This is a genomic window from Bradyrhizobium sp. LMTR 3 (genome assembly GCF_001693485.1).
Classification (GTDB): domain Bacteria; phylum Pseudomonadota; class Alphaproteobacteria; order Rhizobiales; family Xanthobacteraceae; genus Bradyrhizobium.
In genome coordinates this window covers 168,385-183,089 of record NZ_MAXC01000005.1, presented here as the reverse complement: position 1 = coordinate 183,089, position 14,705 = coordinate 168,385, and the positions used below count along the sequence as shown (strand labels likewise).

Here is a 14,705-nt window from a genome sequence, read left to right as displayed (position 1 = left end):
CCTCGGCACCCCCGGCCACACCGGCGACGCCGACCATCGCGTCGTTCTCGAACGACACCGGAGCGGCCGGCGATGGCATCACCAGCGATAATACCCTCCAGCTCAAGGGTACCGCTGCCGCCAACAGCACCATCAAGATTTACGATGGCTCGACCCAGATCGGCACGACGACCGCCAGTTCGACCGGGAGCTGGGACTACATCACCTCGGTCCTGACCAACGCGAAGCATGTGCTGACCGCGACCGCGACCAATTCGAGCGGTCAGACCAGTGCCAAGTCCGGCGCAGTGACCGTGACAGTGGATACGGTGGCGCCGACTGCCCCGGTCCTGAGCAGCAACGCCATCGTCAATGCCAATCAGGTCAAGCTGTCCGGGACTGCGGAGGCCAACAGCACGGTCACGGTCTACGACGGCACCACGGTCGTCGGAACGGGGACAACAAACTCGACCGGAGCCTGGAGCGTCACGACAAATGCCTTGTCGACCGGCACGCACGCGCTGACGGCCAGGGCTGCCGACGCGGCCGGCAACGTCAGCGCCGCCTCGCAGTCGGTCAGCAGCGTGATCAGCGGGGCATCGCCATCGCCAAGTACGCAGATAGAGTCGGCTGGCGCGACGAGTTTCGTTCAGAGTGGTGACAAGTACTACCTCAACCCTGTGGCAGGAGGCACGGGGCCCTCGCTGAAGCTCAACGGCGTAGCGGTGGTATCTGGTCAATTTGGTGCGTGGACGCCGATCGGTGCCGAGCAGGCGGCCAGCGGATATCAAATCGCGTGGAAATACAAGGGGGCAGACCAGTACCTTGTGTGGGCCACTGACAGCAACGGCAACTTCATATCCAACGCTATCGGCGTTTCGTCGGGCAGCAGCACCGCGCTGAAGTCGATGGAGACGAGTTTCCATCAGAACCTGAACGGCGACGACACGATCGGTGTGCCAACGGCGGTCATCGAGACTTTTGGCTCAACCAGCACCGTCAATATTGGGGACAACTACTTCCTTAATCCTGTGGCAGGAGGCACGGGGCCCTCGCTGAAGCTCAACGGCGCAGCGGTGACTGCCGGTCAATTTGGTGCATGGACGCCGATCGGTACCGAGCAGACGTCAAGCGGATATCAAATCACGTGGAAATACACGGGTGCAGACCAATACCTTGTGTGGGCCACTGACAGCAACGGCAACTTCATATCCAATGCCATCGGCGTTTCATCGGGCAGCGGCAGCGCGCTGAAGTCAATAGAGACGAGCTTCCATCAGGATCTGAACGGGGACGGCACAATCGGAGCGCCACCGGCGGTCATCGAGTCGTACGGCTCGACGACCTTGGTTGGAGCCGGCGCCAACTACTTCCTTGCCCCTGTGGCTGGAGGCACGGGGCCCTCGCTGAAGCTCAACGGCGCAGCGGTGACTGCCGGTCAATTTGGTGCATGGACGCCGATCGGTACCGAGCAGACGTCAAGCGGATATCAAGTCGCGTGGAAATACAAGGATGCGGACCAGTATCTTGTGTGGGCCACTGACAGCAACGGCAACTTCACATCCAATGCCATCGGTGTTTCGTCGGGCAGCAGCACCGCGCTGAAGTCGCTGGAGACGACTTTCCACCAGGACCTGAATGGTGACGGTGTAATTGGTGCTGCGTCTGTCGCCTTGACCACCATGTACAAGAACTGGAGCGACATCGTCACCATCAAAGGCGTCGCCGATGCCAACAGTCAGATCAAGCTGTACGATGGCAACGCGTCGATTGGAAAAGTTACTGCGGCAGCCGATGGCACCTGGTCTTTCCAGACATCGTCGGCCGTGTCCGACACGCTACACACCTATACTGCCAAGCAGATCGATAACACTGGCCAGGTCGTTGGTACTTCGGGCAGTGCAATTCTTGGCTCGACAGGCAGCAATACGCTGAAGAGCACCTCAGGTAATGACATCCTGGTTGGCGGCGGTCAGGCCGACACTTTCGTGTTTGCCGCAAATTTCGGCCGCGACGTCATTAAGGATTTCGCGGCCAGTGGAAGCGTGCAGGACACGATCCAGTTCAGCAAGACGGTGTTCGACAGCTTTGCGAGCGTTCTCTCGCACGCGAGCCAAGTTGGTCAGGATATCGTCATTTCCAGCGGAAGCGATACGCTCACACTGAAGAATACCAAGCTGAGTGCGCTGAGTAGTCAGGACTTCCACTTCGCCTGAGCAAGGTTTGTAAAAGGGAGTTGGTCTAATCTGCCTTGGGGATAGCACCTCAACAAGGGCATGGTTCAAGGGGCGAGTGCCATGACTGATTTCGGACGGCGGGGGGAAATCTCCCCGCTCCAGAAGTTAGACGAGATAGACGTATCGAATTGGGCGGTATTGGTCGCCGCCTTGAGGATTCTGGCGGAACGTGCGCGTTCGCGCTTGCGCATTTCAGAGTTGATTGGATCGGCAGAGCGTTTGGTCGAAGCCATTCGACAGCGCCTATTCCCGCGGTGGCGCTCGACGCGGGACTACGATGAACCGCGATCTGAGATGAAGGCCTTCTTGGGGTCTTGCCGGCGGATTTTTTGGGGCCTGGCAATATTCAGTGGCCTGAGCAATCTTTTGATGCTCACAGGCTCATTCTTCATGCTCCAGGTCTATGATCGGGTGCTACCCGGACGGAGCATACCGACATTGGTCGCGCTCCTGTTCCTTGCCACAGTGCTCTACGTCTTTCAGGGTAGCCTAGATCTGGTCCGAAATCGAATAAGCGCGCGCATTGGCCGCTACTTCGACGAAACGCTTGGAGCGCGAGTCTTCGATTCGATGGTTCGTCTTCCACTGAAGACCCGGGGCGACGGCGATGGCATGCAGCCTCTTCGGGATCTTGATCAGGTCCGAAGCTTTCTTTCGGGAGGTGGACCAACTGCGCTGTTTGACCTGCCCTGGATGCCCGTTTATCTCGGCATCTGCTTCCTTTTTCATTTCTGGATTGGCGTGACCGCCCTGATGGGTGGGCTGTTGCTGGTCTCCATAACAGTATTGACTGAAACGCGAACGCGCGGCCCGGCAAAGGCATCTGCGCAGTTGGCAGTTTCACGCAGTGCGCTTGCTGCGGAGGGGCGACGAAACGCCGAAGTTCTGCAGGCCATGGGCATGAGGCGGCAGGCTGCGCAGCGTTGGCAGGCCACGAATACCAAGTACCTTGCCGCACACGAGAGAACGAGCGATGTGGCGAGCGGGCTCGGTGGGCTGTCCAAGGTGTTTCGTTCATTTCTCCAGTCGCTTGTCCTTGCCGTTGGCGCGGTCCTTGTCATCAATCAGGAATCTACGGCCGGCATCATCATTGCTGGATCGATCCTGACGGCGAGGGCACTAGCCCCGGTAGAGACGGCGATCGCCAACTGGAAAGGATTCGTCGCCGCGCGTCAGTCCGGACAACGGCTGGATCAGCTGCTTGAACTTCTGCCCAAGGAGAAGGAGCCGCTCGCACTGCCGGCGCCGACCGAAACGTTCGTGGTGGAGCAGCTTTATGTCGCGGCGCCGGATTCAGACAAGCTGATCCTTAATGATGTTTCGTTCCAGCTGCGAAAAGGCGAGGCCGTCGGAATCATCGGGCCGAGCGGTGCCGGCAAGTCGACGTTGGCCCGTGCGCTTGTTGGTGTCTGGCCACGGCTTCGTGGCAGGATCAAGCTCGACAACGCTGCGCTGGATCAGTGGTCCTCGGAAGCATTGGGTAAACATATCGGCTATCTGCCGCAGGATATCGAACTGTTCGAGGGCAGCATCGCCGTTAATATTGCGCGATTCGATCTAAAAGCCACCCCGGACGCCGTCCTGGAAGCGGCGCGAATTGCAGGCGTGCATGATCTCATCCTTTCATTCCCGGAGGGCTATAGTACCCAGGTTGGTGAGGGCGGAATGTCCTTGTCCGCTGGCCAGCGACAACGGATCGGGCTTGCGCGTGCCTTCTACGGCAACCCCTTCCTGGTGGTGCTTGATGAGCCGACCTCAAATCTCGATGCTGAGGGGGAGGCAGCGCTGACCGAGGCAATCGTCAACGTGCGTAACCGCGGGGGCATTGTCGTAGTGGTTGCCCATCGTCCAAAGGCGCTTGAAGCCGTCGATCACGTATTGGTAGTGGGCGATGGAAGAGCGCAGTCGTTTGGTCCGAAAGAGGAGGTTCTCAGGACCGTGCTGCGGACACCCGTCCCGCTCAAGGTGGTGGCGGATAGCCAGGGAGGCGGCAGATGGACAGTGCGGTGACCCCAGCGCTGCACTCGATTCAGCGATACATGGTCGTCGGGATCATCATGACGGCGTTCGTGACGTTTGGAATCGGCGGCTGGGCGGCAACTTCGCAGTTGTCAGGCGCCGTGATCGGACAAGGTGTCGTCGTCGTCGATTCGAGCGTGAAGAAAGTTCAGCACGGCGCCGGCGGTATTGTCGGCGAACTGCGGGTGCGGGACGGAGACAAGGTTAATGCGGGTGACATACTAATTCGTCTTGATGAAACTCAGACGCTGGCTAGCGCGACGATTGTCACCAAGAGCCTCGACGAACTGCTCGCTCGCCAGGCTCGCCTTGAAGCAGAACGGGACAGCGTCGACGAGATTGGGTTTCCAAAGGCTCTGCTGGAAAGGATGAAAGATAGCCGTTCCGAAGCCGGGCGCGCCATCGCTGCCGAACGGGCATTATTTGAGCTTCGCAGCCAGGCCCGGAACGGGCAGAAGTCGCAGCTCAAGGAGCGACGAGCGCAGCTGCAGGACGAAATCAAGGGCTATACAGGACAAGCCGAGGCCAAGCAGAAGGAAGTCAATTTCATCCTTGGAGAACTGGAAGGAGTTCGCGGCCTCTGGCAGAAGAATCTCGTGCCGATCGCTCGGCTCAACGCGCTGGAGCGTGACAGCGCTCGTCTGGAGGGCGAGCGTAGTCAACTGGCCGGGATGATCGCGCAGGCAAAGGGCAAAATTGCCGAGGTCGAGCTTCAGATCATTCAAATCGATCAGGATTTGCGGACCGAGGTTGGCAAGGATCTGATAGAAACCCGCTCAAAGCTGTCCGAACTTGCTGAACGCAAGATCGCTGCCGTGGACCAGCTCAATCGCATCGACATTCGAGCACCCCAGTCCGGCCGAGTTCACCAGCTTGCGGTCCATACTGTCGGAGGCGTGATCTCCCCGGGCGAGCAGATCATGCTCATCGTGCCGGATGCCGACGCCCTCGCAGTTGAGGTCAAGATTGCTCCCCGAGAAATTGATCAGGTCTATGTTGGTCAATCGGCAACGCTTCGGTTTGCGGCCTTCAATCAGAAGACAACCCCAGAGATAGATGGGGAAGTCGCCGTGGTCTCCGCAGACCTCACACAGGAACAGCGAACCGGCGCGAGCTATTACACGGCTCGGGTTCTGCTCAAGCCCGAGGAACTGGCAAAGCTCGGATCGTCCAAGGTGGTGCCAGGTATGCCGGTCGAAGTGTTTATCAAGACGCCGTCAAGAACCGCGCTGTCCTATCTGCTCAAGCCCTTGCAGGATCAGGCGCAGCACGCGTTGAAGGAACGCTGAACGTTACGTCCAACTAAATCTCGTCACTTGCTAACTGGGTAACGGCAGTGTTCTCGATGACGACGCAGGTAAGCCGTCCTGTTGCGTAGGCTCCAGTGTCGATATTGATCCGGTTCAGCCTCAGATCGGGCTCGTTCACCGGTGTATGGCCGTGCACCACGAAGCGTTCGAACGGCTGTTCCCAGTTGAGAAAATCGTCACGGATCCAGAGCAGATCATCCTCGGTCTGCTCGTGGATTGGAACGCCGGGGCGAACGCCGGCATGGACGAAGAGAAAGCCGCCACAGCTGAACGTCAATTCGAGCGCTTGCAGAAAATCGAGATGCTCTCGCGGAAGAGTTTCCGCGAACTCGGTCGCCAGCATGGTCTGTTCGTTTCGATCAGGATTGATGCTCGGTTTAAGACCGTAAGACAGCAGGGTTTCGAGACCGCCGTACTGTCGCCACTCATCCAAGCTGCGTGGATCGGTGATGAAACGCGGCAGGAATGTTTCATGGTTTCCGCGAAGGAAGATTGCTTCGTGAGACTGTTGCCATCGTAGCAGCAGATCGAGCACATTTCGCGAGTCGGGTCCCCTGTCGATATAGTCACCGACGAAGACGGTAATTGGACGGGGAACCGGACGTTGTTTGCAATCGGCATCGATGGCTGCTAACTGCCTCTCCAGAAGATCGGAGCGGCCGTGTACGTCGCCCACTGCATATATTCTGGTGCCTTCGGGGAGCGCCGCACGCGTTTGGCCGCCCTGGCCAAGCGTGCTGGTCGAGATACCAGCCTTCGACATGGATTGCGCGCGTCGCGGACCCCAAGCTCGATCCGCCGACGCCGAGACGTGGGCGGCTGTAAGGCGGCGAATGTAAGAGCACCACAACTCCCACCTCCGAATACGTGTCGGTTCGGAGCTACGGGGTAGAGGCGGTTCTGACCGCTCGTCGAGCGGAGCGGTCAGCACGTCCCTCTGTCGTGCCGTTTGCTCACACTCGAGCTGCTCGATCACGTGATCACTTTGATCATTTGCAAAGTAGCGTCCACTAAGCACATCCATTCGCCTGTGATGAAACGTCATCGCTGCGATTGAAACGAGTAGAACCACTTCCATGCCAATAATGACAAGGAGCCCTTCGATCATAAAATTAAACTAACTCTTTATTTTAAATATCAATATAATATTTTTAAATGTAACTTGCGGGGAAATTGGATGCAACATAATATCTTATACTAAAATGGAGGTATTTAACGTGGTTCGCTGGTTGTTTGACCAGGTCACTTGGGACGGGCAAGCTCTTCTGGTGCCAGCAACAACAGATTCCGGCCAAGTAGTATGCAAGGTGCCGCGCAACACGATCCATATGCTGCGCCTGTATTCTGACGCGATCGGTCGCGAAATACATCTGGAGCGGCAGAGGATCGCCGAGAAGCTTGCCCCGTTTTTGGCTGCGAAGTTGTCGCAGGCCCCTAACGTCGAGGTTGTGGAGTTATTTCCTTGGGAAGTCCGGGATTGACGAGAAAGCGTTTCTGACTGGAAGACTGCCGCGCGTTAGGGAAACTTGGGCCGATTGGGACATGCAGGAAGCGGGATCGTTTCCATAGCGCACCAGGACCCATGGCGCCGGGTGCGACAACCGGCAACTCGCAATTCGCATGAGATGTCAGAACGGGCAGTTAGGTCGAGACCCTATTCATCTTCGACCTACCTTGAATTCGCGATGATAGTTGGGCAGATTGATGCATATGCAAACCCGGCTCCGTTGTCCGACCTGCAGCCGAATCCCAAGACAGTAACACACGGAGAGCGCAGAAGCCCAATGGACTCAAGGTTTGATCATCGAATAACCGAAGAACAGGCTGACGAATGGTTGGCGCTCTGCCGGCGCTTTTTTCAACTTCTTGCAGCTCGCAAGAAGCGACAGTTCAATCGAAGAGTGTCGATCGCGGACCTAATTTCCGAACGCCATGACAACGCTGCTGCTTATGGGTTCGGAGAGGGCACGACAATGTATGATAATGTGCTCGTTCTGAGTGACGTTATCGTTGGTCGAAATACTTGGATCGGCCCGGGCTGCATTCTGGATGGATTGGGTGGGCGTCTTGAGATCGGCGATTGGTGCTCCATTTCCGCCGGTGTTCAGATCTACACACACAACACCGTGAATCGCTCTATCTCGCTTGGAGCGAAGCCGGTCGACTACGCGCCGACAAAGATCGGTCACGGGGTCTACATTGGCCCAAATGCTGTCATTCAGATGGGGGTCACGGTAGGTGACAGAGCGGTGATTGGCGCAAACTCGCTGGTCAATCGGGATATCCCACCAGGGGCTAAGGCCTTCGGCTCTCCCGCACGACTTTACGGCATTGAAGCATCTCAGCCGAAATCTGGGCGGCGCGACGAATAAATTAGCTCCGCAACCTTTGGCAGCTATCGGTCAATCTCAAATGCCGCTCCGCAGCCAGGCGGCCAACGGAGGCCGGCGACCGAGGGCTTCCAGGCCGCCGAAGCCGGCCGTGAAGTAGCAAATCCTCCCTGTCAGGCCACAAGTTGCGGACGGAACAGAACGTCGACGCCATAACTCGTGGAGTTATAACTGTTCGTCGGAAAAAGGGCGCCTGACCCATAAGCATACACGCCGTTGCCTCCGCTCGTAGCTGAAGACGGTGCAGTCAGCGGTCCGTTGCTCACCGCCGAGGCAAACAGGCCGGGATCGGCGGCGTAGTTTCCTGACGTGTGATAGGACGCGACATAAGTCGTGCCCGCAGAGATTGTCACCGGCGTGGCGAAGTTCACCTGCTGCCAACCGCTCGCCGTCTCGTTGGTAAAGGTAGCGGTGGCGAGCAGGGTACCGGTGCTCGTCCAGAGATGCGCGACATGGGTGCCGGTGTTCGACGCGCCCTTGTAGAAGCGCAGCCCCGTGACGTCTCCGGTACTGGACGCCTGGAATTTGAGCCCGAGCTCGACTGAATTCGGGTCATTAACCGATACCAAGCTTGGTGTCGGATTGGAGCTGAACAGGCTTACGATGCTCGCAGATGCCGCGTTGACGGTCAAAGAGGCCGTTGCGTTGGCCGTCCCGCCGCGGCCGTCCGAGATGTCATATGTAAACGACGCCGGTCCCGTATAGCCGGAGTTGGGTGTAAAAGTGATGGCGTTGGTCTGGGCATTGAAGCTTGCGGTGCCGTTAACGCCGTTGCTTACGCCCGTGATCGTCAAGTCATCGCCGTCCGGATCGGTGTCGTTGGCGAGCAACGCCGACGCCGCGATCGTGATCGAGGAGTCTTGAGTGACGCCGAAGCCGGAGTCGTTCGCCGCGATCGGTGCCTGGTTGGCACCGCTGCTCGCGGGGCTGAACAGAACGTCCACCCAGTAGTTGGTGGCACCGAAGGTGCTGGTCGGGAACAGGTTTCCCGTGCCGTAGGTGTAGACGCCATTGCTGGCAGCGGGTGCCGTGAGCGGGCCATTGACGCGCGCGGTGGTGAAGTAGTTGCCGGTCGACGTGTAGTGGCCGTTACTGTGGAAGCTTGCCACATAGGTCGTGCCGGCGGTGATCGAAACGGGATTGCTGAAGGTGACCGTCTGCCAACCACTGCTGGTTTCGTTTGTGAACGTAGCGGTCGCCAGCAGCGTGCCGGTGCTGCTCCACAATGAACCTGCATGGGTGCCAGTGTCGCCGGCGCCCTTATAGTATTTGATGCCGTTGATGGTGCCGGCTGCAGAGGACGTGAACCGCACCCCGAGATTGACCTGGGTCGCGTCGGGATCCGAGAGAGCCGCCGGCGTGTCCGAACTCGAGAACAAGCTCACCGATGGCGTGGTCACTGTCAAATTGGCTGTTGCAGTCGCGGTGCCGCCGCGCCCATCGGAGATGCCATAGCTGAAGGATGCGGCGCCGGTGTAGCCGGTGGTCGGCGTGAAGGTGACGACATTGGTCTGGGCGTTGAAGCTGACGGTGCCGTTGATGGCGTCACTCACGCCCGTGATGGTCAGCGGATCACCATTCGGGTCAGTGTCGTTGGCAAGCAGGGCCGAAGCGGCGATGGTCAGAGCCGTATTCTGTGTGGCGATGTAGCCGCTGTCGTTGTTCGCTACCGGCGGCTGGTTGGGTGCCGCATTGACCGTCAGACTGACCGTTGCAGTGGCCGTGCCGCCCTGTCCGTCGGCGATCGCGTAGCTGAAGGACGCGGCGCCGGCGTAGCCGGTAGTCGGCGTGAAGGTGACGACGTTGGTCTGGCTGTTGAAGCTGACCGTGCCATTGACGGCGCCGCTTGCGCCCGTGATCGTCAGTGTACCGCCGTCCGGATCGGTGTCGTTGGCGAGCAGCGCAGCCGCCGCGATCGCCAGCGCGGTGTTCTGCGTGGTGGTGTAGCCGCTGTCGTTGTTGGCAACCGGCGGCTGGTTGCTGCCGCCGCCGCTCGGCGAAAACACGACATCGACCCAATAGTTTGCAGCACCATAGGTGCTGGTCGGGAAGATGCCGGTCGTGCTGGTTCCGCCATATGAATACACCCCGTTGCCGCCGGCGATCGTCGTGGTGGAGGGGGCAGTCAAGGGGCCGTTCGTGACGGCCGTGGTGAAGTAATTGTTGGTCGCCACATAGGCGCCGGTCGTGTGGTAGGAAGCAACGTAGGTGGTATTGGCGGCGATGGAAACCGCGGACGGCAGATTCACCGTCTGCCAGCCGGAGGCTGCCGTGTTGGTAAAGGTCGCGCTGGCAAGAAGGGTGCCTGTCGAGGTCCAGAGATCAACGACGTCGGCGCCAGTATCGCTGGCGCTGCGATAGAACTTCAGCGCCGTAATCTGACCGGCCACGGAGGAGGTGAACTTCACCCCGACCTCGAGCTGTTGCCCGTCATTAAGGCTGGTCTGCGCCGGTATATTTGACGCGCTGAACAGGCTAACCGGAACCGCTCCGGGTGGTGCCACCGTGAAGCTAACGTTCGCGGTAGCGGTTCCGCCGCGTCCGTCCGAAATCGTGTAGCTGAAGCTCGCCGGACCGGTATAGCCGGAATCGGGTGTGAACGTGATGGTGTTGTTCTGCGGATTGGGCTGGGTATTGAGGACGACGGTGCCGTTCGTCGGTGCGCTCACCCCGATGACGCTCAATGCATCGCCATCGGGATCGCTGTCGTTGGCGGTCAGGGACGCGGCCGCGATCGTCGCCGCCAAATTCTGTGCGATGGTCGGCCCAACATCGTTCGCGGCCACCGGTACGCCATTGGCGGTGGACGGATTGAACATGACGTCAACCCAGTAATTCTCCCCCGAAAACGTGTTTGTTGGGAACGCGCGGTTACTGCTGTAGGTATAGACGCCATTGCCGTTGGCGAAAGCGGTCAGTGGACCGCTCGTCACATTGCTCGTGAAGTAATCAGGGCTGACGGAGTAGTGGCCCACATTCGTGTGGTAGGAAGCGACATAAGTGGTGTTCGGCGTCAGTGTGATCGGGTTGGAGAAGGTCACGCTCTGCCAGCCGGATGCGGTTTCGTTTGTGAAGGTAGCGGTCGCCAGCAAGGTACCGGTGCTGGTCCAAAGTTCGCCTGTGTGGGTTCCCGTATCCTGGCTACCCTTGTAGAAGCGGATCCCGCTTACAGTACCGGCCACCGAGGTTTGAAACTTCACGCCTAGCTCGACAGCGCTTGCATCCGTGACGTTGACGATATCGGGGGTTGCCGAGCCTGAGAAAAGCGTAATGTAAGATGGAGCAGAGACGACTACGGTGCGACCTGCTGAAGGCGTTTCCAGATTGATGGAATCGTCGACCGCGCGGCTCTTAATCGTGTAGGTCCCGGCAACCTGCGGCGACCAGGTATAGGTCCAGTTCTCGTCGCCGATTGCATTATACCAGGTTACTCCACCGTCAGTCGAAACCTCTACGGCGCCGATCACGCCACCACCAAGGTCCGATGCCGTACCGGAAATTGTGACCACGCTTTGCGCGCTAAAGCTGGCTATCGGATTGATGGTGGAGGTTGGAGCAGTGGTATCGGTTGAGGCGGTCGTGGGGACCAGCCCCGACTGAAGCGTTCCCGGCTGGATGCCCATGTCGGCCAGAAGGTTGACCATCGCCTGTTGGACGCGCGGGTCGCTGGGAGTTGGTTGCAGGTCGTGATTGTCGCTCAGGCCCCACGACCAGTAGACGGTTCCGGCGCCGAAGACCAATGCGCCGCTCGGCGCGCGATAGAGGGTTAAATTATGTGTCGAGACGCCAGGTCCGACTGTGTTGCCATAGTCGAGTAGATAGGTACTGACCGGGAGCGTTGTTGAGGAGAGCCGGACCAGGCCGGCCGGATCGAACCCGTTGTCGGGCGCTTCATCCCACTCGTAGCCGAGATAGTTCTTCGTCAGCGTCGCTGTCTGCCCCTGCTGAAGATTGGCGACGGTGGTATTGCGCCAAAAGCGCAGGTTGGCGTCGTCGTAGGGAATTGTGATTGCCTGCAGGGCGTCGGGTTGGGTGACGCCGACGTCATCGACCTGGAACAACTGCCCGATCAAGGCATTTTCCGGAATACCTCCGCCGGTCGCTGGCGGGCTGAAGCGCGGATCACGAAACGTTCCAGTCCACTGGTCTGTCGGATCAATCGACGAATTTGCCCAGGTCTCTTTATAGGAGATCAATGTGCGGTAGGCCGTGCCGTCGCTACTTATGCTGTTGCCCCAGCGCGTGCGCCAATACATCTCGTTGCCGCTCCAGAACGACAAATTCACGCCGGCATCGCGGGCCGCCTGGACGTTGTCGCGTTGCTGCCCCGACCAGTATTCGTCGTGGCCAACGTCGAGATACATTTTGTGGTTAAGGAGCAAGCTGCCGTAACGGTCAGTATCGACGCCCGCCATGTAGGAGACATCGTAACCGTTCTGCTCTAGCCAGTAGATCGCTGAGTACTCAGCACCGAACAGATAGTCTTGCGGCCCGGAGGCCTGACCAATTCCGCCACGGGTGGCAATCGGACGGTTGTAACTCACCGCGTACGCGCGTCCTGCGCCTTGACCCGTTGCCGGACCGTTACCGCCATAGAAATTTGCTCCGCCCCAGCCATTATAGGCCTGCCACGTCGTATCCGAGGTTTGGAAGATGATGTCGCTGGTGCTGCTGTCATCCCTCACGATGAATGGGATATGATTTGCGCCTTCGACTCCGTCCTGGCGCACGAGCTTCGCAATGTAGACGCCGGACACTGCATCCGCCGGAACGTCCCAGGATGCGGAAACAGACCAATTGCCGGCATCGACGAGGCCGGTGGTCGCGTCGCGCAGCGGCGCAGGCTGGTTTTGCACGCCCGTATGCTGGATGGTGGTGACCAATCGAGCACCCATGCCGCCATAGTAGCCAAGGCGGTAGATCTCGATCCGGTAGTTTGATGAGTCCGTATTGATCTTGAAGTCAATTCTGTTGCCATTATCGACGCTGATGTCGGTAGCAAAACCTTCGATATTCGAGCTGCCGGCGCCATCGATATCCCACACACTTTGCGGGGTGCCCTGCTTCTGATTCTCGAGCACGATCGGGTTAGTAGATGTCGCGGCGGCCGTGACGAGGTTGGACGATTCCGTGGTGGCGGCTCGCGAAACCGTTGTGGTCGTAACCGAACCCGACAGAACTCCGCCTTGGCCGGTCCCAGGCCCCGGATCGGTCTGGCCTCCTACCAACGTCCAATCTTTGATTGGAGCAACATTCTGTAAAGACATCTCCGCGCTGACCGAGGCTCCCATGATCCCGGCCTGGCCGGTCAACAGGAAATCCGCCCCGCCTGATACTCGGCTATCATTCACTTGGCCGCTCAAACGCACATGCGCCGCGTTGGCCGCTATCTGGTCGAGCACCCGCGTAGGAGCCAGGAAGTAGCCGCAACCACAAATAGCGGCAGCCGCCGGAGGGGGCGCAGATGACCCAATGCTAGTTGGGGCCAACGCCGCCGAAGGGACCCTGCCTAGGAGCACAACGGGCTCTGACATTGCTGGCGTGGCTGCCGCAGTGGCTGGCGCTCGAACTTCCGCTGTCAACCCTGCGAAGCGTGCCTCGGCGATTTGAGTGAAAGGCGAGGCGGCGGCACCCAAGCCGATCATGCCCGGACCCTCCCACCATTTCCGCGCGGCGAGAAGCTGCTCGATATCAGTGTCCAAATCGGATGTGCGGGCATTTCCTCGCAGGAGAGTGCGCGGCCAAGTCTGCAGTCCGAGAGCAATACGGCCCAAACCGGAATCTACGTAGAAGGACCTCATGATATCCTCGCGCGAGAAAGGGGAATACGTATGAGAGGCTGCAGCCGTGATGACTGGGCGGATACAGGAGCGACAGCTTCAATGGACGGCCCACTCGTGGATCGCTGGACCGCGATGCTGCGCTGGGTAGTGACCTCAAGCGAGCACGCATGCTGGTTCGACAAGTCACAGCGTTCGATCTGCCGCTCGGCCATGGTCGCGTCGCTATCCGCAATAGTTGCTAAGACCATGGCCGCACCGGCAACGTTTAATTTCCATTGAATTTAAATGAAATATTAATTCTTTAAAGATATTTAATATCAAATTTTCTTCCGTGTCGAGCAGCAAAGTTTTGGTGGTGACCAAATGTCGATCCAAGCCGACCCAATCGGCAAATAGCTCTGGTTTTCCAGCAGATTGGTCCGGGAAGGACGTTTGGCCTGCTATAACCATTCTGATTGTTTTTTATTGAGGTGATCAACCTGAGATTTAATATGGGGTGGAGCTCGCCCCAATTTGCCTCTCCAGCGCGGAGGTTCCGACAACGCTCCGCAGACGCTTTGCCGAGGTCATTTTTGCGTCGGGTCTGCTCGCGACGGTTCCTTCCGCAATTAAGCAAGAGCCTTTCACTGGGAAAGGGGATGATGGTTGAGCAGGACCGCGTCCTGCGAGCCAAGTCCTGCGAGCCAAGTTGAATACCTTGCTGAGAAAATGGTCGCAGTGTGATCCCAAGCGCCCCCTCGAGACCGAGGCGACTAGACGGTGACAGTAGAGATTGCAGCCGTTCGCGGAGGCGATCTTCGTCAGGGCCTTACGAAAAGCTACGGCCGCCTTCAATCGGAAAGCCGAAAGATTGCCCGGATAACGCACGGCACCTGCCGATCACGAGAATACAAGATTTGGACCGGCATAAAATCCCGCTGCACCAATCCGAAGGTGCAGCGTTATCCGCGATATGGTGGCCGGGGCATAAAAATCAGTGAGCGGTGG

7 protein-coding genes are annotated in these 14,705 nt (G+C 58.7%); 5 read left to right on the top strand and 2 right to left on the bottom strand.

The genetic code is table 11. The annotated features are described in order from the left end of the window. From LMTR3_RS06055 to LMTR3_RS06045, 3 genes are all read left to right on the top strand, one after another. Positions 1–2,195, top strand: a 2,195-nt coding sequence (locus tag LMTR3_RS06055; protein WP_245319772.1) for an Ig-like domain-containing protein, incomplete at its 5' end; no start/stop codon positions are given. Between the two features lie 81 nt (positions 2,196–2,276). Next, positions 2,277–4,226, top strand: a complete 1,950-nt coding sequence (locus tag LMTR3_RS06050) for a type I secretion system permease/ATPase (RefSeq protein ID WP_141686489.1) — start codon at positions 2,277–2,279, stop codon at positions 4,224–4,226. Further along, positions 4,211–5,524 carry an HlyD family type I secretion periplasmic adaptor subunit gene (locus LMTR3_RS06045; protein WP_065744166.1) on the top strand — a complete coding sequence of 438 codons (1,314 nt, stop codon included), beginning with the start codon at positions 4,211–4,213 and terminating at the stop codon, positions 5,522–5,524. The genes LMTR3_RS06050 and LMTR3_RS06045 overlap by 16 nt, the downstream gene beginning before the upstream one ends. Positions 5,525–5,537: 13 nt before the next feature. Here the strand turns inward: LMTR3_RS06045 and LMTR3_RS06040 are convergent, their stop codons facing one another. Continuing rightward, positions 5,538–6,308, bottom strand: a complete 771-nt coding sequence (locus tag LMTR3_RS06040) for a metallophosphoesterase family protein (protein ID WP_065744165.1) — start codon at positions 6,306–6,308, stop codon at positions 5,538–5,540. Between the two features lie 454 nt (positions 6,309–6,762). Between LMTR3_RS06040 and LMTR3_RS06035 the strand changes: the two genes are divergently transcribed. Together LMTR3_RS06035 and LMTR3_RS06030 are read left to right on the top strand one after the other, a co-directional pair. Beyond that, positions 6,763–7,026 carry a hypothetical protein gene (locus tag LMTR3_RS06035; protein ID WP_141686488.1) on the top strand — a complete coding sequence of 88 codons (264 nt, stop codon included), beginning with the start codon at positions 6,763–6,765 and terminating at the stop codon, positions 7,024–7,026. Positions 7,027–7,329: 303 nt separating this feature from the next. Next, entirely contained in the window at positions 7,330–7,917 is a 588-nt protein-coding gene (locus tag LMTR3_RS06030; protein WP_065744188.1) for an acyltransferase, read from the top strand. Positions 7,918–8,048: 131 nt separating this feature from the next. Here LMTR3_RS06030 and LMTR3_RS06025 read toward each other — a convergent pair whose 3' ends face one another. Next, complete coding sequence (locus tag LMTR3_RS06025) at positions 8,049–13,580, bottom strand: DUF4082 domain-containing protein (protein ID WP_502686605.1); 5,532 nt, start codon at positions 13,578–13,580, stop codon at positions 8,049–8,051. Positions 13,581–14,705 lie beyond the last annotated feature (1,125 nt).